This is a genomic window from Hyunsoonleella flava (assembly GCF_004310325.1).
Taxonomy (GTDB): Bacteria; Bacteroidota; Bacteroidia; order Flavobacteriales; family Flavobacteriaceae; genus Jejuia; species Jejuia flava.
In genome coordinates, this window is sequence record NZ_SIRT01000013.1 from 29,595 (window position 1) to 51,562 (window position 21,968).

General features: G+C 34.6%; 19 protein-coding genes. 8 read left to right on the forward strand and 11 right to left on the reverse strand.

The genetic code is table 11. The annotated features are described in order from the left end of the window. The first annotated feature begins 86 nt into the window (after window positions 1-86). Window positions 87-644, forward strand: coding sequence for a DUF4136 domain-containing protein (locus EYD45_RS13635; protein ID WP_130965114.1), 558 nt, complete (start codon window positions 87-89; stop codon window positions 642-644). 56 nt (window positions 645-700) lie between these two features. Here the strand turns inward: EYD45_RS13635 and EYD45_RS13640 are convergent, their stop codons facing one another. Both EYD45_RS13640 and EYD45_RS13645 read right to left on the reverse strand, forming a co-directional pair. Further along, complete coding sequence (locus tag EYD45_RS13640; protein ID WP_130965115.1) at window positions 701-1,318, reverse strand: hypothetical protein; 618 nt, start codon at window positions 1,316-1,318, stop codon at window positions 701-703. 65 nt (window positions 1,319-1,383) lie between these two features. Beyond that, a complete protein-coding gene (locus EYD45_RS13645; RefSeq protein WP_130965116.1) occupies window positions 1,384-2,487 on the reverse strand; it encodes a bestrophin family protein in 1,104 nt (367 codons plus the stop codon). A gap of 154 nt (window positions 2,488-2,641) precedes the next feature. Between EYD45_RS13645 and EYD45_RS13650 the strand changes: the two genes are divergently transcribed. Next, the gene (locus EYD45_RS13650) at window positions 2,642-4,399 is read left to right on the forward strand and encodes an aromatic amino acid hydroxylase (RefSeq protein ID WP_130965117.1); all 1,758 of its coding nucleotides are present in this window, start codon (window positions 2,642-2,644) and stop codon (window positions 4,397-4,399) included. 55 nt (window positions 4,400-4,454) lie between these two features. Here the strand turns inward: EYD45_RS13650 and EYD45_RS13655 are convergent, their stop codons facing one another. After that, entirely contained in the window at window positions 4,455-5,204 is a 750-nt protein-coding gene (locus EYD45_RS13655; RefSeq protein WP_130965118.1) for an enoyl-CoA hydratase/isomerase family protein, read from the reverse strand. Between the two features lie 109 nt (window positions 5,205-5,313). Here EYD45_RS13655 and EYD45_RS13660 point away from each other — a divergent pair, with 109 nt between their 5' ends. Then, a complete protein-coding gene (locus EYD45_RS13660) occupies window positions 5,314-5,622 on the forward strand; it encodes a rhodanese-like domain-containing protein (protein WP_130965119.1) in 309 nt (102 codons plus the stop codon). Here EYD45_RS13660 and EYD45_RS13665 read toward each other — a convergent pair. From EYD45_RS13665 to alaS, 7 genes are all read right to left on the reverse strand, one after another. Beyond that, entirely contained in the window at window positions 5,612-6,226 is a 615-nt protein-coding gene (locus EYD45_RS13665; RefSeq protein WP_130965120.1) for a DUF4230 domain-containing protein, read from the reverse strand. The genes EYD45_RS13660 and EYD45_RS13665 overlap by 11 nt on opposite strands. A gap of 175 nt (window positions 6,227-6,401) precedes the next feature. Next, window positions 6,402-7,052: a response regulator transcription factor gene (locus EYD45_RS13670; RefSeq protein WP_130965183.1), complete on the reverse strand. Its 651-nt coding sequence runs from the start codon at window positions 7,050-7,052 to the stop codon at window positions 6,402-6,404. Between the two features lie 72 nt (window positions 7,053-7,124). After that, window positions 7,125-9,071, reverse strand: coding sequence for a tetratricopeptide repeat-containing sensor histidine kinase (locus EYD45_RS13675; RefSeq protein WP_130965121.1), 1,947 nt, complete (start codon window positions 9,069-9,071; stop codon window positions 7,125-7,127). A gap of 515 nt (window positions 9,072-9,586) precedes the next feature. Beyond that, on the reverse strand, window positions 9,587-11,440 hold the full coding sequence (locus EYD45_RS13680; RefSeq protein WP_130965122.1) for an outer membrane protein assembly factor BamB family protein: 1,854 nt from the start codon (window positions 11,438-11,440) through the stop codon (window positions 9,587-9,589). A 61-nt stretch (window positions 11,441-11,501) separates the two neighbouring features. After that, the gene (locus EYD45_RS13685; RefSeq protein ID WP_130965123.1) at window positions 11,502-12,026 is read right to left on the reverse strand and encodes a DUF6252 family protein; all 525 of its coding nucleotides are present in this window, start codon (window positions 12,024-12,026) and stop codon (window positions 11,502-11,504) included. Window positions 12,027-12,156: 130 nt separating this feature from the next. Then, entirely contained in the window at window positions 12,157-13,122 is a 966-nt protein-coding gene (locus EYD45_RS13690; protein WP_130965124.1) for a GSCFA domain-containing protein, read from the reverse strand. Window positions 13,123-13,125: 3 nt separating this feature from the next. Further along, complete coding sequence (gene alaS / locus EYD45_RS13695; RefSeq protein ID WP_130965125.1) at window positions 13,126-15,738, reverse strand: alanine--tRNA ligase; 2,613 nt, start codon at window positions 15,736-15,738, stop codon at window positions 13,126-13,128. A gap of 221 nt (window positions 15,739-15,959) precedes the next feature. Here alaS and EYD45_RS13700 point away from each other — a divergent pair, with 221 nt between their 5' ends. The 5 genes from EYD45_RS13700 (at window position 15,960) to EYD45_RS13720 (ending at window position 19,289) form a co-directional block, all read left to right on the forward strand. After that, a complete protein-coding gene (locus EYD45_RS13700) occupies window positions 15,960-16,931 on the forward strand; it encodes a M23 family metallopeptidase (RefSeq protein WP_130965126.1) in 972 nt (323 codons plus the stop codon). Further along, window positions 16,931-17,260 (forward strand): MerR family transcriptional regulator, encoded by a 330-nt coding sequence (locus EYD45_RS13705; RefSeq protein WP_130965127.1) that lies wholly within the window; start codon window positions 16,931-16,933, stop codon window positions 17,258-17,260. Before EYD45_RS13700 ends, EYD45_RS13705 begins: the two co-directional genes overlap by 1 nt. Before the next feature lie 164 nt (window positions 17,261-17,424). Then, window positions 17,425-18,024, forward strand: coding sequence for a LemA family protein (locus tag EYD45_RS13710; RefSeq protein WP_130965128.1), 600 nt, complete (start codon window positions 17,425-17,427; stop codon window positions 18,022-18,024). A 6-nt stretch (window positions 18,025-18,030) separates the two neighbouring features. Further along, a complete protein-coding gene (locus EYD45_RS13715) occupies window positions 18,031-18,468 on the forward strand; it encodes a TPM domain-containing protein (RefSeq protein WP_130965129.1) in 438 nt (145 codons plus the stop codon). Next, on the forward strand, window positions 18,465-19,289 hold the full coding sequence (locus EYD45_RS13720; RefSeq protein ID WP_233702658.1) for a TPM domain-containing protein: 825 nt from the start codon (window positions 18,465-18,467) through the stop codon (window positions 19,287-19,289). The genes EYD45_RS13715 and EYD45_RS13720 overlap by 4 nt, the downstream gene beginning before the upstream one ends. A 103-nt stretch (window positions 19,290-19,392) precedes the next feature. Here the strand turns inward: EYD45_RS13720 and EYD45_RS13725 are convergent, their stop codons facing one another. Next, window positions 19,393-21,960, reverse strand: coding sequence for a TlpA family protein disulfide reductase (locus EYD45_RS13725; protein ID WP_130965130.1), 2,568 nt, complete (start codon window positions 21,958-21,960; stop codon window positions 19,393-19,395). Window positions 21,961-21,968 lie beyond the last annotated feature (8 nt).

The window sequence follows — 21,968 nt, forward strand, 5'->3', positions numbered from 1 at the left end:
TTATGGTATGATTATTGATGCTAAAAACCTATTAAAGTTAGTGATAACTCTTGGTGTGACTAAGATTCAAAATAAATATAACTGTTATGAAAAAAATTTTTAAAACTCTACCGCTTATTGCCCTTCTTGTATTGGCAACCTCATGTTCTTCTGTGCGTGTTTCAACAGATTTCGACAGAAAAACAGATTTCAACCAGTTTAAAACATTTGCGTTTTTTAAAACAGGTATTGATAAAGCAGAAATTAATGATATTGACAAACGCCGAATTTTACGCGCCATTGAAGCAGAACTTTTGGCAAAAGGCTTTACAAAGTCTGAAGACCCAGATGTTCTTATCAGCATATTTACAAAATCCAATCAACGTGTTGACGTCTACAACAACGCCTGGGGCATGGGTGCCTGGGGTTGGGGCGGCTGGGGTCCATGGGGCTGGGGCGGCTGGGGCTGGAATCAACCTGCAGTTTCTACGCGCACCGAAGGTGTTCTTTTTGTTGATTTAATCAATGCGAAGAAAAAGGAATTGATTTGGCAAGGTATGGGCACAGGTTTCCTTACACGAAAATCAGAGAAAAAAGAACAACGCATTAAGGAGTTTGTCACCAAGATTATGGAACAATATCCTCCAGAAGCTGAAGCAAAATAAATTAAAAAAGCGACTCTATGAGAGTCGCTTTTTTTATGTTTATTTGTAATTTAAAACTAGTTGAATTTAATGCTTAAAGCATCGTATGAATAGGACTTGATACCCACTAAACCAACTTTAGTTTCCCCAGATTTAATAGTAGCTCCATAAACATTGTTATCCTGCATTTCGGTTTTAAACTTTGTGTTGGCTGATCCTGCTGCAATCATATTTCCAGCTGCTAATCCAGGACCTAGAACCAATCCAATTGGAGTGGAACTTGTAGTTTCCTGAACACCATTACTTGTTTCTGTGGTGTAAAGGTTAACTGGGGTTAACAATAAATAAAATAAGTGGGTTGCAGGACTTTGCTTTAATAATCTAAATGTTGTTTCTAAATCCATTACGTGCACATCACTACCATTAGCGTAACCTAAAGTAAAATCTTTACCGAAAACTAAATCACTTTCAGTATTATTAGTAATTTTTACGGCAACTAATTTTACGCCCTTCTTTTCTTCTTTTTTAGCATATTTTTTATCTAACAAGTCATACTTGTATTCCAATTTGAGACCTTCTGACTTGTTTTCAGAAACATAGTTGATTGTACTTGGGCTAATGGCAATATATCTTGAAGCACAACTAAATACTGATGCAATAATAACTGATAAAACAGCTACTTTAAAAATTCTCATAAGTTTGGTTTTAAGTTCGCCGCTAAAGTACGATAATTCCGAAATGAAAATATGATAAATATCACTTACATAACAATATCATTTTTCCATTCATAAGGTTTTGGGATATCGGTATCATCAATAAGTTGACGAATGTCTATCTCAATACTCCTACTCATATCGGTAATAGGTATATCGTTTGGCCCTCCTTCAAAAGGATTTTCGGTATTTTCTCCAATAGCTTCCATGGTATGAAACACCCAAGCAATTAACGCACTAAAGGGAATAGAAAACCAAACAAAATGTTTTGCGATAAACTCCTGTATTTGATGTCCAAGCGAAGTATGAGACTTATGATTTGCTAAATCCTCTAGAATATGATCTCCAATAGTTTCAAAACCTTCCATGATTCCAAAAGGAAGTAGAATTATAAAGATCCAAACAAAAAGATAATTAAGAGTGGCAAATTGTCTTGGATAAGGAAAGTTCTTAATGCGTTCACACTTACCTTGTAACGTATAAAATTCAACTAATAGATTTGCCATTTCCATATGTCTAAAATCTTCTATCAATCCTTCTTGCTTTAATTCTCTTAATCGTTTAGACTGAATACCTAGCAACTGTGATGCTTGATTACCTTTGGCAAATATTTCTTTGTACTCTGTTTCAGATATATAGGGCTTTATGGCTCCTTCTATAGGCTCAACACCTTCGTAAACCTTGTAATGATTTGCTCTAAATTCCTTATTTGATTTTCCTTTCTTCAGATGCATCTCCCAAGGCTTATCCTTTCGCAATTGATATCGTAAAGCAGTTAACCACGCTACGTGCCTGTGTATCATTTCCCTTACAATTACCTTCAACTCTTCATCAGTGCGTTTCGTCTTTGCGTGATCGTTATTAATGAAATCTTTCACCATAATAGCCCAAGACCTAGAACTATTAACAATACCACCCCAAATTTTTCTGGCTTCCCAGAGCCTGTCATAAGATGCGTTGTTTTTAAATCCAACAATAAAAGCAACTGCTGTGGCCAAAGCCCCCAAAGGTAACCATGGAACATGTAACCATTTTAAACCAACAATATCGAATAAAACAACTGGAATTAGCGCCAGTAAAAGAAACAAAAAAATATGGCGGCGTGTCCATCTTATCACACCTTTTATGGGAAAAATACGTCTGGTATACATGTTTAAGCTATTGAAGTTATGCTTAAATATATGGAAATCTTCCTAGCTACTTTCCCCTCTAACCAAGTATCTAATTTTTGAAAAAAAGTTAAAAAAATGCAATTTTGATGAATAATTCGTATTTTTAAGAGTGTTTTACATATAAATTTTAGAGATGTCGGAGATATTTGAGTCTAACGAAATACTTCAAAAGCTACCTGAGCATTTGAAACAATTTATAAAACCGCAAAACTATGAGGACTATTCTGCCATAGACCAAGCTGTTTGGAGGTATGTAATGCGTAAAAATGTGAATTTTTTAAGCACGGTGGCCCATGATTCCTATCTAGAAGGTTTAAAACAAACTGGTATTTCAATAGATAGCATTCCAAACATGTATGGCATGAACCGGATTTTGAAGGATATTGGTTGGGCTGCTGTTGCGGTTGATGGGTTTATTCCCCCAAATGCCTTTATGGAGTTTCAAGCGTATAATGTACTGGTTATTGCCAGCGATATCAGACAGTTAGAACATATAGAATACACGCCTGCTCCAGATATAATTCATGAAGGCGCAGGACACGCGCCAATTATAGCTAATCCTGAATATGCCGAGTATTTAAGACGTTTTGGAGAAATAGGCTGTAAAGCTATTTCATCAGCAAAAGATTATGAGCTATATGAAGCTGTGCGCCACTTATCTATCATTAAAGAAGCACCAAATTCTAAAAAAGAGGACATTATTTCTGCAGAAAAAAAGGTAGAATCACTACAAGAAAATATGGGCGAACCTAGTGAAATGGCACTAATACGAAATTTACATTGGTGGACCGTAGAATATGGATTAATAGGTAGTATTGATAACCCTAAAATTTATGGCGCTGGATTACTATCATCTATAGGTGAAAGCGCATGGTGCATGACCGATGAAGTTGAAAAATTGCCATACAATATAAATGCCACATTTAAGAATTTTGACATTACAAAACCCCAACCACAGCTTTTTGTAACTCCCGATTTTGCACATTTAAGTTTAATTTTAGAAGAATTTGCCAATACCATGGCATTAAGACGAGGTGGGCTTTCCGGAGTTAATAAATTGATTGATTCCAAAGCATTAGGTTCTGTAGAGCTCAGCACTGGTTTACAAATTTCTGGGGTATTCAACAATGTGATTGCTCATGAAGGCAAACCCATTTACATTCAAACTACTGGTAAAACAGCTTTAGCCTACAGGGAAAAGGAGCTAGTGGGACATGGTACAGATACCCATCGTGATGGTTTTGGTGCTCCAATTGGAAAACTAAGAGGCATCAATATATCAATAGAAGACATGAGTCCTCGGGATTTAGCCGCCTATGATATTTATGAAGGGCAAACCGTAAACCTAGAATTTGAAGGCGGTATTAAAGTTTCTGGCGAAATAATCACGGGCAAACGTAACTTAAAGGGAAAAATAATCTTGATAAGCTTTAAAAACTGCTCAGTTAGGTACAAAGAATCTGTTTTATTTCAGCCAGAATGGGGCATCTACGATATGGCAGTTGGAAAGGAAGTAGTTTCGGCATTTTCAGGACCTGCAGATTTTAGTAGTTTTGATTTAATTACCCATGTGCCTTCAACGCAAACCATTCATATAAAAAAATCTAAAGAACGAATAGCTCTTGAAGCATTGTACCAGCAGGTTAGAGATTACAGAGAGGGTAGTAATAATACCACTTCGAGAACCAAAGTTTTAGAAGCGCTTATTGAAAACCACCCTAATGATTGGTTGCTCCCTATTGAACTTTACGAATTATCGCAATTGGATAACGAAACCGAGCTTGCAAAAAAAATAGTATCGCATTTAGAAAACATAAAACAAAACAATCCTGAGTTTGGGCATTTGATAGATGATGGATTGGAAATTATCAACTCTAAAATTAGTGCTTAAATCTTAAAACGAAAGACTTAAAGATTAGGAAAAGCCATAACAGATAAACACTAGTCTATCTAAAACGTTTCAAGGTGTTCTTAGTAAATTTGCTTAATACTAATTTACCGCTTATTTCTGCACGTTCAGCTAAAAGCGTATCCCAATCTTCGGTATCTTTCCAAATTACTTTTTTCATTTCGACCAACGCTTCCGGGTTATAACTTGATAATTTTTCAGCTAGACTTTTAACGGCTATATCCAAATCCTCGGTAGTATCAAAAACGTCAGCATACAAACCTTTATCCTTAGCAAACTCCCAAGAAAAAAAAGTTTCGGCATCAATAGTCATTTGAGACATTGCCATTTTTCCGATTTTTCGGGAAACAGCTGGCTCTATCACAAAAGGCCCAATACCAATACTTAATTCACTTAACCGAATGGATGCGTACTTTGTTGCTAAACAATAATCTGTAGCAGCAGCCAAACCAACGCCTCCGCCTACTGTTTTTCCTTGCACACGACCAATAATCAACTTTGGGCATTTTCGCATCGCATTAATCACATTCGCAAATCCAGAGAAAAATGCTTTTCCTTGTATTTCATCTTCAATAGATATCACTTCATTAAAACTAGCTCCCGCACAAAATGTTCTATCTCCCCCACTTTTTAGAACAATAACCTTTACATCATCATGTTCTCCTGCATCTTTTATGGTTTGCGTTAATTTAAGCAACACATCACTAGGCATTGAGTTTCTATTGGGATGAAAAAACTCAATATATCCAACGTGATTCGCTATGGATAGGGTAACATAAGGATTCATAAATATATATTATTTTAAAAGTTGAAGATACCCAAAAAATATCTAACTAACCGCCAATTACAATCAACAAATAATTAAATATTAATTAACTTTACCAAAAGCAAAACGGATGGGTTTACTAAGTTTTTTCTTTAAAAGAAACGCACAAAAAGTTAAAGATTTTTTAAAACGTGACGCTATTATTTTAGACGTTAGAACGCAACGTGAATGGAAAGAAGGACACATAACAAATGCTATTCATATACCTTTAAGCGACTTAAAAGACCATATAGATGATCTAAAAAAATTAAACAAACCTGTAATAGCGCATTGTAAGAGCGGTGCTCGTTCTGCACGCGCCACTAAACTTTTAAAGTTTTATAATATTGAAGCCGTAAATGGTGGTGGACTAGCAGATTTAAAACTACTTATAACTTAATAGCTTCTAAATCATTTCGGTCAATTATTGGTGTTTCATCATATTTTAAAGTCCACCCAAGTGAATTGGTTAGAATATAAAATTTAGACAGTTCACTTATTAATCTATTCTTAGCATTGGTCTTAATATCTGAATTCTCAATTTTTTTTGACAAAGCTTGTCTTACGGTCTTATTAATGTTGTTATAATCTTTTGCTTCAAAGGGATTTAAATAATCTGCCTGAACATCATAATACTCTAAATCTGGATGTATTTTAATTTCTTCTGTTGGAATGTTTGTTATCGTTAATATTTTAGTGGTTTCATTTATATCATATTCAATCTTGCTTAAATCGTAAGCCACAGTAACCTCTGCATTAACAACAACTAAAGCTTTTTTTTCAGCCGATAATAAATCTCCAAAAACATCCTTAGAATTTTTATAAGTAAACACCTCGCTGAAATGCCCTTCGGTTACCACTAATTTCCCAACATTATCTACCTGTTCTTTGATTAATGATGAACTTTCCTTAAGAAGTATTTTTTCTTCTTTTTTGTCTTCACAATATTTGAAAGTAAAAAGTATAACTAGTGTTACAACAACACCAAATAGAATTTTTCGCATCCCCTAATTTAGAAATAATTTGAAAAACAATGCTATAGATGAACATTAGGCATAAAAAAACATCAGTTTCCTTCGACGTTGAAGTCTAACCAATGCATCTTGTGTTATTTTTAAATAACAAGCCAAATATAAAATTATGTTTTGACCTTTAAATTAAATAAACGTTAATCAATCTTTATATTAAGTTGTTCTTTTTTGCCTTTTGTACCGCCTCTAATTTGTTATGTACTTGTAATTTTTTATAAATATTTTCAATATGTTTTCTAATGGTACCAGTTGAGAGTATTAAATTATCGGCAATTGAATTATAACTTAAGCCCTTGCTCAACTGTTCCAAAACCTCGGTTTCTCTAGTAGTGAGTGTAATATCCTCCTTTTCTTTTTCGTTTTGAATTTGGATTGGATTACGTAGTAACTTCAGCGTTTTAAGTGCTATTGATGGGTTCATAGCGGCACCGCCATTTAATGTTTCAACAATACCATTATGTAAGTCCTCGGGGTTTACTTCTTTCAAAAGGTACCCATCAGCACCAGCTTTAATAGCATTAAAGATATTTTCGTCATTATCAAAAACCGTAAGCATAATAATTTTAATGTGCGGATACTTTTGTTTTACAATTTCGGTAGCCTCTATACCATTAAGCACAGGCATTTCAATATCCATTAAAATCACATCTAGGTTATGATTTTCATTCAATAACTCCAACAACTCAGAGCCATTAATTGCAGTAAATTTTACCGATACGCCCTCAAAAAAAGACAACTTTTCTTTTACAGCTGAAATCAAAAAACTATTATCGTCTACAATGGCTGTTTTTATTGTCATCATTTTTAATTTGGTATAAATATGATATTTTAATTGCAGTACTCCAGTACGCAAAATAACGTATATTTTATATCAGGCAACTAATGTAACTGATGTTCCCTTACTTTCTGCGCTTTCTATTTTAATTTTGGCGTTGATTTCTTTAGCGCGTTTCTTCATATTGTTTAGCCCATTGCCCTGTTCAATGTTTTCAACATTAAATCCTTTGCCATCATCAGTAATCTGTACATTTAGCTTGCCTTCAACTTCATTCATACTTACACCAATGTGGTTTGCATGAGCATACTTTAAAGCATTGTTAATGGATTCTTGGATAATACGATAAATATTCATCCCTTTTACCGAAGTGAAAATAGTTTCCTTGGAAACGTTCTCACTTACGTTAAATTTAAAGCTTACATCTTTACTATGCTCGTTAGCCTTTTCTACAAAATTTGAAATTCTAACTTCTAGATCTTCAATAGAAATTTCACTTTTGTTCATTGCCCAAATGGTATCACGCAACTCGTATATGGTGTCTTTAGTAAAGGCACTGATACCTTTTAATTTATCAGTTAATTTTTCATTTTTAATTTTGAAACCGTACTGTAAATTTTCAATGGAGGAAATGACAAACGTGAGTTGCGCACCTATATTATCATGCAAATCTCTGGAAATTCTTAGGCGTTGTTCCTGAAGCTTATTTTGGGTTTCAATTCGCGCAATAGCTTCTTTTAATTCTGCTTCTTTTTGGAGTTGACGATTTTTTAATTTTTGTTGATTATATAGCAAATACCCAAGAATTGAAAGTAAAACAGCTACTAAACCTAGACCTATTAACTGCGTGTTTTTTTTGTTGATATTAAGCTGCTTTTCCGCAATATCTGCGCGTTGCGACTGAATTTCTTTTTCTCGTTCTGCTGTATTATACTTTTCTTGAACATCGGCAATTTCCTTAGTAACTCGGTTACTGTAAATAGAGTCTTTTAAACTTCTATGGGTAACATAATAGTGAATTACACTATCAGAATTTCTTCTTTTGGAATAATAATGCAATAAAAATTCATATGCTTTTAATTCGTCTTCTTTGGAATCTAGCATTTTCGCCAGTTTTAACCCCTGGTAGAGTTTTGTTTTGGCATCCTTATAATTACCTTCAAGGGTATTCATATTCCCTAAGTTTAGCATTGCATTTGTCATACCAATTGCATCATCTGTCTTTTCGCTTAACTCATAAGATTTCTTATACAGCTTTAATGCTTCGCCATATTTTTTTTGACTTTCTAAAATCACTCCATAATCTAAACAAACAACAGCAAGTGTATTATCATACCCGTTTAATTCTGAAATACGCATACACCTCTTATAATAATCTACCCCAGTAATGGTGTCTTTTTTTGACAAATATGTATTGCCTATGTTTAGATAAATGTTGGCCAGCCCCAAAGAGTCATTAATTTCTTTTGATAGCTCCAAAGTTTCAAAATGAAATTTTAGAGCATTATCATATTGTTTCATAGACTCATAAACAGCAGCAATATTGCCTTTACTTAAAAAAACATGTTGTTTGCTCCCCAATGCACTGTAAATATCCAATGCCTTTAGGTTGTAAGTAAGACAAGAATCCATTTGAAATGTTTTGTGATATACATAACACATTTTATTGTAAATACTAGCAATACCCATAGAATCATTAAGTGTTTTTCTAATGTTTAGTGCCTTTTTGTACAATTGCATAGAAGTTTTAAAATCAGAAGTGTAGGTATAAATTATCCCCAAATCGTTATATGCTTGTGCTTCTCCAACCTTATTATTGGTTTTTTTAGATAAATCCAATGCTAAAGTCCCGTAATGAAATGCAGAATCATTAGATACACGTCCATAATACCAGCACAAATCACTATATGTTTTTATTTTGACAGAATCATTGGGGTTGGTTTTGAGGAACTGCTTTAAACTATCTATTAGTTTTAAATTTTGTTGCGAGAAACAACTAATAAACGTTAAAAAACAAAGTATAAAGAGGAGTTTATTTTTCATAATATCAATACTTACCTATCTAATATAGGTTTTTGAAGTGAAACGAATTCCCTAAGAATCTTGAAAATCCTTTTAAACATAGAATCTTGTAGATAATTCAATAAATATACCCGCTCTTTATTTTGATCTAGCAATTCGGTTTGATGAACGTATCTTTCAAAAAGACTTTTGTTTCTTTCTTCAAAACGAACTACCATATCTTTTGAAACTATTAAAACCTTAAACATCAAGATTAACAACACGAGTAAAACCGCAACAATAAAACTAGTAAGCATATTAAAATACCTTTAAGCTAACCGAAAAATTGAAGAGGATTGCTAAAAAGAAAAAACACCAATCACCTAAATTTTTCTTGAAAATAAGTAACTGATGTTTTCTGTATGAACTGATTAATAGCAATTTAAATCTACAATTAAAAGTGAAACGATTATTAAATTATCGACCAAATGTTAGAAAAAAAGATTAAGCGCAATAATCTGATTATCACGCCCAATCACAAATCTCAACAACAAGATTTATTTTTTTAGATCGTAGGCGTAAATAGTTTTATCTGTAGCCTTGTAATAAAGCATACCACCGAACTTATCTACTTTATACTCTGGTTTTTTATCTTCTATCAAAATTTCTTTTTCTACATTACCAGTATCTTTATTTAGTTTTACGAGCCCTACACCCGAATCCAATTTTGTTAACACAAATTGAGCGTTTTTAGTTGCTGAGGTGGCATTAAATCGTTTTAGCATTTCCTGCACAGAAGCATTACTTACATTTGCCATACCTTGTGCTAGATTGTTTAATCGTTCTCCCCTAGCCGTATACTGTCCAATGTAATTTCGCTCCCCACCTGCTTCATAGGCTGCTGAGGCTGAGGCTGCTGCCGAGGCCAATGCCACGGCACCTGCCAAAATAGCTCCAAATGCACTTTTCCCGGGTGCTCGCTTATATTCATGCCACATCTTTTTGCCACTTCTATCCAAAAGCATCATATTTTGATCGGATGTTAATAAAATACCGCTATCCCTTACTTCAATATCTGTTGGATCCTCTTTACCTTCAAAATCTGCTTCAGCCAATAATTCCGATGTTCCAGAATTCGCATCAATACTAAATAGTTTTTCATCGGCTAAAATCAAATATCTATCGCCTTTCTTGTCATAATCAGAGCATACAAGGTTGGCTCTTTTAAACTTCAGTGGTTTTTGCCAAACTTGATCTCCAGTTTCAAGGTTTACAATATTGGCGTCTTCCGAGGTAATATAAATCAAACCTTGGGGTGTTGTTGCCATGGTCAATATATTAGGCCCTGTTTTTAAAGGTTTTTTAAACAGGGGTTGCCCATCAAAGGATACTTTGTTAATGCCTCCTTCTTTAATCCCAAAGAGAATACCATCATCCATAATATAAAAGTGCTGTACATACCCTTTGGTTTTCGGCGCTTTCTCCCATAAATCATCTCCTGTAGAAGCGCTTAGTAAAGTTATTTTAGATTCTGCTGCTGCAGAGGCCAACTTGCCCAGTCCTTTTTTTCCAGAGTCGGCCACATCACTTACTACTGCCAAACCTTGTGGTAAAATTTCAAAATTCGTGACATTACCCTTTACCTTTTTTTCATCTGCCCATGCCGAAGCACCATTAGCGGTTATCTTATAAATTTTTGTGTTCTTGCGATTTGAAGTTGCTGCAAAGGCATAAATATCCTTTTCTGTTTTATCTGCAACCATCCAGCCGATATATTTCAACTCGTTTTCCCAAAGCACATTCCCTGAGTTCATATCAACTTTCATTAAACCTTTTGTGGTTGGTACAATAATACCATCCGAAAGCACTAAAGGTATTCCCATAACTGCTTTTGTTCCTTTAAATATGTATTGGCTCAACTCTTTACCTGTAGATAAATCGTACATGACTAAGGCCTGCGGAAACAACTTACCTACTTTACGCTGTCCCGTTACCATCAATCTGTTTTGAGATATAAGTAACTTGGTCATACCAACGGATTTCCACCCATTTTTTTCTGTACTAAAAATTATACCACCAGATATATAGTCTATTATAGACCTTTTTTTAACCATCCCAACACCAAATGCCGCCTTACTTACTATGGCGTAAGGCGCACCTGTTACTATTTCAAGTTCTGTTTCTGGGTTTATTTTGCCGTAATCGGTAAAATTGAACAACAAACCATCTTGCCCAGGTTTAATGCCTGCCAACCCTTCATTTGTGGCCAAAATAACCGTTCCTCCGTCTGAGATTGTCATCTCTTCTATTTTTGCACCAAGATCATAACTCTGGTCTGGTGCTTCTGCTTTTTGCGCGTTTAACATTAGCGTACCAGCTAATAGAAAAACAAATATTTTAATATTTCTCATTGTTGAAAATGTTTTATAAATACGAGTACCCAAAAATTTTGGAGTACTCGCACTAAAAGTTTTACTCTATTACTGCTTTAAACTTTCCTTCGGTAAAAGACTTTGTAGTCATATCTTTTCCATTGTAACCTGTAAAAGAAAAAGTCCCCTCCACAGTAGAGCCATCGTCCGAATTAACGGTTAAAGTACCAGTTGCCGCGCTATTTCCTAAAGCAACAATACCATTACTAATCCAACCATCTGTTGGGTCTGTTAGCACCTCTCCGTACATTAGTGTACTGGCATTGCTAGCTGCGTCACCTGTTCTATAAGTTCCAGCACCCGAGTAGTTAAAAACTCTGATAGTTACATATTTCCCATCATTTGTACTCCCCTGTACTGCAAGGACTCCATTGCTAACGACAGCACTAATTAAAGATGCAGGGTCCATTGAAGCAGAAAAATTTGCACCGTCAATTTTAACGGTTACGAACTCATCTCCATTGGCAGCACCACCGCCATTACCATCATCATCTTTTGAACACGATGTGAATGCTAGTAATAATCCCACCATTACGAATAACATAATTTGTTTTAAATTTCTCATTGTTGAATAATTTTATTGATTAATAACATTACAAAACTGCAACAATGACGAAGGGGAATCAATACGAAGAATTACGTATATTTTGATTTATAGGTGTATACGAAGATTGATTTATAGTTTAACAATTACCTTAGAATCTGATGTGCGGAGACCGTTTAGAAATGGACTCTTTTTGAACTTCCAATTTTCGTAGAAATTTTTTATGGGCTTTCGAATTTGGGTTGAAGGGTTTGTGCTGAAGTCCCTTCTGAACCGTATCTACTTTTTCCATAATTTGAAAACTTTCTTCTGAAATCCAAACTGACCTAAATTGTTCCCAAATATAATTGATAGCCGTTGGGTTGGGGTGTATCATATCTTCGGCATAAAAACGATAGTCTCGCAACTCATCCATCATAGTTTCATAAGAAGGAAAATAGAACGATTGTTGATGATTAGTTGACGATTGTTCATTCAAAAATTGATGAATCCCAGCAACCAAATGCGATTTGCTTTGCGTGTTTTCAATAAATCCATCCTTTAAATGACGAACGGGAGACAAGGTAAAAATAATTGTAGCCTTTGAATTAATTCTTTTAAGTAATGATGTTATATTTTCTAAAGACTGGCAAACATCTTCAACTGACAACAATTCTTTTTTAAACTCTTTTTGAGGCACTTTGTGACAATTGGCCACAATTTTATCTGACTCTAAAAAACGATATACCCAGGCTGTACCTAAGGTTATAATTACATGTGTTGTATTTACTATTGATTTTCTGAGGTTCTTTAATTCAGAATTTAGGTTGGATACTAATTTATCCTTAGACATATCGCTTAATCCCGAATGAGCATCAAAACAATGCCACAGCTCACTATGAAAAAAAACATCATTTTCAAAATACCTTTTTTCGTTTATTGCCCTAGACAAAAGTGTTTCAATCGCCTTAGGGTGAAACAACACTCCAAAGGGGTTCTGGATGTTTTGAAATTTGAAATAGTCTAATTTTTTTCCAATATTCTCTGAAAAGCAGGAGCCTAATAATATAATTTTTGAGTTGTAATCTATTAGATAATTAGGTTGTTTTTGTACTGGTATTTTGGTTTGAAGGTTCAAAATTTACGAAATATAGTCCTTAGCTCTATTTAAAGCTTCATCTATACCAGCAGGATTCTTTCCTCCAGCGGTAGCAAAAAATGGTTGTCCACCCCCACCACCTTGGATATATTTACCCAATTCTCGCACCACCTGTCCTGCATTCAAATCTTTACCTGACACTAATTCTTTTGAGATATAACAAGACAATAATGCTTTACCTTTTTGCTCCGTAGCTAGCAGCAAAAACAAATTGTCAAACTGACTCCCTAATTCGAAAGCTACATCTTTCAATCCGCCAGCATCTAAATCTAATTTTTTTGCTAAGAATTGAACACCATTAATCTCTTGCAACTCATTTTTAAGCTCATTTTTCACGTTCTTAGCTTTGTCTTTCAACAAAGTCTCTATCTGTTTTTTCAAGTTGAAATTTTCTTCTTGAAGATTTTGAAGTGCCTTAACAGGTTCTTTGGCATTATTTAGCAAGTCTTTCATCTCAAAAAACGCCCTGTTGTTTTCATGATAAAAGTCTTTAACCGCATCATTTGTTATGGCTTCTATTCGCCTAATACCAGCTGCCACAGCCCCTTCTGATACAATTTTAAAATGCCAAATATCAGCAGTGTTATCTACGTGTGTACCACCACAAAGTTCAATTGATTTGCCAAAACGGATAGATCGGACGGTGTCTCCATATTTTTCACCAAACAAACTCATAGCACCATCAGCAATTGCCTCCTCTTTTGGCACATTTCTTTTTTCAATTAATGGTAACTTCCCTTCTATTCTTCTATTTACAAAGTTTTCTACATCGCGCAATTCTTCAACCGTTAATTTAGAAAAATGAGAAAAGTCAAAACGCAAATACTTGGAATGTACCGCACTTCCTTTTTGCTCAACATGCGCACCTAAAACTTCGCGTAATGCTTGATGCAGCAAATGCGTTGCTGTATGATTACATTCCGTTCTATGGCGTTGTTTGGTATCTACCACTGCCTTGAAGGTTTCATCTATATGTTTTGGTAGGTTTTTGGCGAAATGAATAATAACATTATTCTCCTTTTTGGTATCTAAAATATAAACCACATCGCCATGGGTATCTTCTAAATAGCCCTTATCACCTACTTGTCCACCACCTTCAGGGTAAAACGGTGTTAAGTTAAACACTAATTGATACATGTCGCCTTCTTTTTTTGAAGACACTTTTCTATATCTGGTTAGCTTCACATTAGCCTCAAGGGTATCATACCCCACAAATTCCTCTTCTGCATCATCTACTAATATTGTCCAGTCATCGGTAGACATTTCACTGGCAGCTCTGGAGCGGTCTTTTTGCTTTTGTAGTTCTTTTTCAAAACCTTTTTCATCTAGCTTTAGTCCTTTTTCAGAAAGGATTAAAGCTGTCAAATCTATTGGAAACCCATAGGTGTCATATAATTCAAAAGCTTTTTCACCTGAAACCATATCACCCTTAGTCTCTTCAACAATACCATTTAAAAGTACTAAGCCTTGATCTAAGGTTCTTAAAAACGATTGCTCTTCCTCCTTAATCACATTTTCTATTAATTGCTTTTGCGCTTTCAATTCAGGAAAAGCTTTTCCCATTTGTTTGCTCAACACATCAACTAAGCGATAAATAAAAGGCTCTTTTTTATCCAAAAACGTAAACCCATAACGCACTGCACGACGTAAAATTCTTCGAATAACATACCCAGCACCTGTATTACTTGGCAACTGCCCATCTGCTATTGAGAATGCTACCGCACGAACATGGTCTGAAATCACGCGAATAGCAATATCTGTTTTTTCTTCTTTTCCGTATTTTTTGTTAGTAATGGTTTCAATTTCTCTAATTATTGGTGTAAACACATCAGTATCATAATTAGACTGTACACCTTGCAAAACCATACACAAGCGCTCAAAGCCCATACCTGTATCAATATGTTTATTAGGTAAAACTTCTAAAGCTCCATTAGCTTTTCGGTTGTACTGCATGAATACCAAATTCCAAATTTCAACCACCTGCGGATGATCCATGTTTACCAAATTCTTTCCATCAATTTTGGATTTTTCTTCCGCAGAACGAATATCTACATGAATTTCGCTACATGGACCGCACGGGCCTTGGTCTCCCATTTCCCAAAAGTTATCCTTCTTATCACCTTTTAGAATGCGATCTTCAGCTATATGAGCTTTCCAAAAATCATAAGCCTCGGTATCCATATCGGTACCATCTTTTGCATCACCTTCAAAAACAGTAACGTAAAGTATATCTTTATCTATGCCATAAACTTCGGTTAACAATTCCCAAGCCCAAGCAATGGCCTCTTTTTTAAAATAGTCGCCAAAACTCCAGTTTCCCAGCATTTCAAAAAGTGTATGGTGGTAGGTATCATACCCAACTTCTTCCAAATCGTTATGCTTACCCGATACACGCAAACACTTTTGTGTATCAGCTATCCTATTGCTTTTTGGTTCGGCGTTTCCTAAAAAATATTCCTTAAAAGGTGCCATACCTGAATTCACAAACATCAGGGTAGGATCATCCTTTAATACCATGGGGGCTGACGGTACAATGCTATGCTTTTTATCTTTAAAAAAGTTTAAGAATTTAGACCTTACTTCTTGAGATTTCATCTATATAAACATGCTATTTCTCGTTAAATTACCGTATTTGTAAAACAATTTTTATCTTTACTCGCTAACATATATTTTTAGTTTTCTTGTTAGCTCACCTATTTTATATCATTATTAGCTTAGGCTAATCATAATTTTTTGGTAGGTTTAATCGTTTAGCTATAAAATTTAACGTGTTATTATTGTCTCTAATTAGCTGCAAAAATAGCATAATTTAAGTAATGAGTAAGGTAAAATATTATTACGACCCCGAATCACTTTCCTATAGGAAAATAGAGCGCAAAAAACGTAATACCTTTAAGTTTATCATGGTATTCTTATTGGCCTCGGTACTCTTTGCTTTTTTATTTGTTTTTATTGCTGGCCATTATTTTGAATCTCCAAAAGAAAAAGAACTTAAGCGAGAACTTGCTAATATGCAATTGCAATTTGATTTACTCAATAAAAAAATGAGTGAAGCGGAAACTGTGTTGGCAAATATAGAAGATAGGGACAACAATATTTACCGCGTTTATTTTGAAGCAAATCCTATCCCAGAAGAACAAAGGCGAGCTGGTTTTGGAGGGATAAACCGCTATAAGAATTTAGAGGGTTATGATAATTCATCATTAATTATTGAAACAAGCAAACGCTTGGATGTATTACAAAAGCAAATAGTGGTGCAATCTAGATCACTTGACGAAATAGCGATTTTAGCCGAGGAAAAAGAGAAATTATTAGCTGCTATTCCCGCAATACAACCCGTAAGTAATGAAGACTTAACCAGAATGGCATCTGGATATGGTATGCGTTCTGATCCATTTACTAAGGCAAGAAAAATGCATTGGGGTATGGATTTTACTGCTCCTAGAGGCACTCCAGTTTATGCCTCTGGTGATGGAAAAGTAGTAAGAGCAGATTCAGGTTCCAGCGGTTATGGTAAACACATACGTATAGATCATGGTTTTGGTTATACTAGTTTGTATGCACACCTTTACAAGTATAATGTTAGAAAGAACCAGAAAGTAAAACGTGGGGATTTAATAGGTTTTGTAGGCAGCACTGGTCGCTCAGAAGCGCCTCATCTTCATTATGAAATTTTTAAGGATGGTAACCGCATTAACCCGATTAACTTTTACTACGGAAGTTTAACCGCTGAAGAATTTAGCAAATTGCTCGAGCACGCTTCTTTAGAAAACCAATCTCTCGACTAATGCATATAGATTTACCTGAAAAGCGATATTACGGCATTGGCGAAGTAGCTAAGGCTTTTGGTGTAAACACTTCACTTATCCGTTTTTGGGAAAAAGAGTTTGATATTCTAAAACCAAAGAAGAATGCTAAGGGTAATAGAAAGTTTACACCAGAGGATATCAAAAACCTTAAATTTATTTATCATCTGGTAAAAGAACGCGGGTTTACGTTAGAAGGTGCTAAAATTCATTTGAAAGAAGAAAAAAAACAAGCGTTAAGCAACTTTGAAATTGTTAGTAAGCTAGAGGGCATAAAAAGCCAGTTGATTAAGATTAAGAATCATCTTTAAGATAGCCACCTCAAACAAAACAATAAAAAAGAGGCAAACTGCTTGCTCCAAACTATTTTACTTACTCCTAATTTTATTACTTTTAGTCAAAAAAAAAACGATGTAACTTTTCAATCAATTTTGAGTCTAACTAATAACACTAAATATTAATTAAAACTATTATCATGAAGAAATTTTTGCCATGGATTATCATTGGAATTATAGTCATTGGACTTTATTCTTGGGGAAAGAATTTTAATAATATGGCTGTAAGACTAGATGAATCTGTAAAAGAAGCCTGGGGTAACGTTCAAACTTCTTACCAGCGAAGAAATGATCTAATTGGAAATTTGGTAAATACTGTAAAAAGTGCTGCTAACTTTGAGAAAAGCACCCTAGAAGCAGTTATCAATGCTAGAGCAAAGGCTACATCAATATCTATTGATCCAGCTAATGTAGCTCCAGAGCAATTGGCCCAGTATAATAAGGTTCAAGGCGGCCTGAGCGGCGCATTAAAAAGTTTACTAGTTACAGTTGAAAGGTATCCTGAACTTAAGGCCAATCAAAACTTTTTAAAACTACAAGATGAACTAACTAGCACTGAGAATACAATTCAAACAGCAAGAATGCGCTTTAATAAAGCTATAAAACCATACAATATCCATGTAAGACAATTTCCTGGAAATATTCTAGCGGGTATTTTAAACTTTGATGAAAAACCAAATTTTGAATCAGAGGTTGGTGCTGATAAACCTGTGGAAGTTGAGGAGATGGACTTTAATTAAACGATTATGTCTAAAATAGAAAATTTCCTTTCCGCATTAGAAGAAGAGGAAATTATAGAAGCCATAAGAATGGCCGAATTAAACACCTCTGGTGAGATAAGAGTGCATATAGAAAAATCTTCTAAAGGAAACCTTTATCAACGATCCCTAGAAGTTTTTCATGCTCTTAAAATGGACAATACCAAAGCTCAAAATGGAGTTCTGATCTACGTTGCTGTTGAAGACCGCACTTTTACCATTTATGGAGATACTGGAATAAATAGAGTAGTTCCCAAAGATTTCTGGAATAACACAAAGGATACTATTCAAAGTCATTTTAAAACTGGTGACTTCTGTAGGGGTTTAGTTCAAGGCATATTAATGGCTGGAAAAGAGTTAAAAAACCATTTCCCATACGCCAGTGATGATAAAAATGAGTTACCAAATGAAATATCTAAAAGTTGAATTATAAAATAAAGTTTTTAATCATTTTCTTTTTTCTGTCGGTTAGCTTTTTTCAGCAGGCTTTTGGGCAATATGATATTCCTAAGAAACCAAGTTTTATACCTCCGGTTATAGACAGCACCAACACTTTAACAGATTTTGAATCTAAATCGCTTTATAATAAACTAAAAAATTATAGCGATACAACTTCTACTGAAATACTAGTTGTTATCATACCAACAACCAAAGGAGAAAACATTGGTCTTTTAGCGCCAAGATGGGGGCAAAAATGGGAAATTGGTCAAGAAAAAGAAGATAATGGTGTTTTCATCCTTCTAGCCAAAGATGATAGAAAAATATGGATATCACCAGGTTATGGAGTAGAACATAAACTGACTGCAGGTGTAACAGGGGAAATTATAAGAAATATAATTGTTCCTGAATTTAAAAGAGGAGATTATTATTCAGGTTTAGACAAAGGCACTAACACTATTTTCGAGGTTCTTAGTGGTGAATATAAAAACACAAAAAGGAAGAGTAAGAGCAATGGGATCCCAATTGGACTTATCTTTTTTCTCTTTTTTGTATTTATCATAATTCTTTTAGCTATTTCTAAAAACCGACGGAACGGCGGCAGCAGCGGTGGAAGAACAGGGGGTGTTGATGGTAGTGATTTACTAGAAGCTATTATCCTAAGCAATATGGGCCGTGGTAGTTATCGCAAAGGTTCTAGTGGCTGGGGTGGTAGTTCTGGTGGAGGTGGTTGGTCTTCTGGTGGAGGATTTGGCGGTTTCGGTGGAGGTGGCGGATTCTCTGGGGGTGGTGCTGGAGGGAGTTGGTAAAACTATTCAGATATAATAAGACTTTATATAAACGCATAAAAAAGGAGAGATTATCACCTCTCCTTTTTATTTAAACTCTATTTTATTGCACTAGGAAATAGCACTATTTATCCATTTCCGCTTTTAAGATTCGTTTTATACCATTATTGGACATGTGGCCTAGTTTTGGCTTTACCACATTTCCTTGTCTATCCACCAATGTGTAATGCGGGATTCCTGAAATATTAAATTTCTGCACTAAATAATTCCACTCATCGTCTGAAACTCGATAGTGTTCTCCTTTAATATTAGCGATAGCGTTCTTCCATGTGCCTTCAGGAGAGGTTTGATTGGTTACGTATAAAAACACGACATCTTCATCGGCCATTTCTTCTTTTAATGGTGCAATCCTTTTTATACCAGATTTACATGGGGCACACCAGGTAGCCCAAAAATCTACGTAAACTACTTTCCCTTTAAATTTTTCAAGCATTGATGAAAATAAGTCATCGCCTTCACTTTTTTCCACATTGTGTACTGTATATCCTCCTTTGGTCTTGTTGCGCTCTATCTTTTCTTTGATTTGCTGATTGCAAAAAGCCAAATAGTCTTTTAAAAATGAGGTTTGCAACTCTTCCTGCGCAATAGCTAGCGTATTACCTTCATAAAACTTGTAATTTTCAAACTTTTTACACAGGGTTTGCATTCTCATTACATCCTGCATAAAGGAATTTTGGGTTCCAAAAAATGCTTGCATCTTTTCATCCCGTACTTTATTTAACCGTTCTCTAAAAATTTCAGAACTATGCTCCATATATTTAGTATTAAACATCTTGATAGCACTAGCAAATTGTTTATTAAACAAACGTTCTTCTTCAATTTCTACAGGTGTTTTTAAAACGTTTAACGCTTCTACCATTTTAGCTTCCTTCTCTGTTATTGAAATATCCTTGGTTTTTAAATAGTCTACTACATTAAGAATAAAGTCGTGTTTGCGCTGGTCTTGTTTCTTTAAATATGCTGATGCATCCTTAAAATGTTCTCTATATTTTTTATAGAAGGCTTGTCGGGTATCACCATAAGTCTTTTCAAATTTCTCTTTTTTAGCAAGCATTTCAGGAGTTTCAATTTGCTTGCTCAATTCTGCCATGTTTAATTCTTCAGCAGTTAATTCTACCCCAACTTTTTGAAGCCAAAATGCTATTTCCGATTTTGATGGCTGACTAAAGTTTCGGTCTTCTCTGAAAATAGGGGCATAAATTAACCTATTCGTGAAAAAGTAAAAGCTATGCGACAAGATCAACGCCTTATTATCTAAAATATCACGAGATAAAAAATGATAATATTTATCATTCACCTCAAACTCCTTGTACGGCACTTTATCCTCCTCTTTTTTGGCTTTTTTATTTTTAGAAACTATAGAACGGCGATTCATATCATAACTCAAGAGCATGTTGTAAAATCCTAATTCAATTTCTGCACTTTTTATTTGCAGTGCTTTTTCACTAATGATCTTATCTTTTTGAAATGCTTTAAGCTTATCGAAAGATTCACCCTTTAGTTTTTGGCACAATTGTGTATACTCCTCAGGAGACGTTTCTCCCATTTTTTTGTATTGTTCCTTATTTAACCTTAGCCTAATACCTTTTAATTGTTGCAAATCTGAATTCGCACTTGCATTGTCTCCCATAAAAAAAGACTCGTCATTATGTATGTAATGAAATGCTGTTTTCTTAGGTTCTAAAAAAACATCATATATTCCCGTAGGCATTTTAACGTATACCGTTTGCGGGTGTGTTAACGGAAATGTTACTTTAAAACTTCCATCAGTATTTATCTTAACCAAATGAGATTCTTGACTACCTTTAAATGGGTTATTAACGTACAGCATTCCTGTTTTTTGTTTCATTTTTTCTGAAAACCCTTTTATAATACCCGAATATGTAGTGGCTCCTATTTCAAACGCAATGTTTTCAAACGGCGCATCTCCTTTCGTTTTAAAATCAGGATTAAATACTCTTTTAAAACTATAATCTTGAAGTGATTTTGGTGAACTACCAAAACCTACTATCTCGTTTTTACCTAATTTTGCATTTATAGTTTTAATATCACCATTTTTCTCTAGAGTTATGGTATATTTTTTACCATTTCTTTCAACAGATTTATAATTCCAAACAATACCGTCTACAATTGCATATTTCGAATTAAACCCATAATCCCAACGATTACTACCATCGGCTAAAAACCAGTTCCCTCTAAGCTCTTTTGGCAATATTATACTATTTTCATCTTCTTGTATTACAATATCATAAATACCACCGCCACGTTCTTTTTCCACACCAAACTCAATAGTTTTAACAGTTTTGCTTAAAGGCGGAAAATATAACTGATATGTGACTTCTCTCGATTTTGGAAAAAAATTTCTTTTGAATTTTGCTCCTGTGAGCTTAGTAGTAAATAGTTTTTTATCTCCGCTTAAATCTTGGATATATGATTCTTCATGCAAATGAAAGTAACCCCATGGCAACTTTTTTAATTTGAAATGCAAAACCGTTGTGGTGTCTAGCATTTCAATTTTTGTAATTTCTCCTGGATATGTGGCGAGCCCATACTCTGGATTTTCAATGCTTTTTTGTGCATAAATATGCGATGATATTACCCCAACAAAAAGGATAAAAAGGAGTTTTTTCATAATTAATA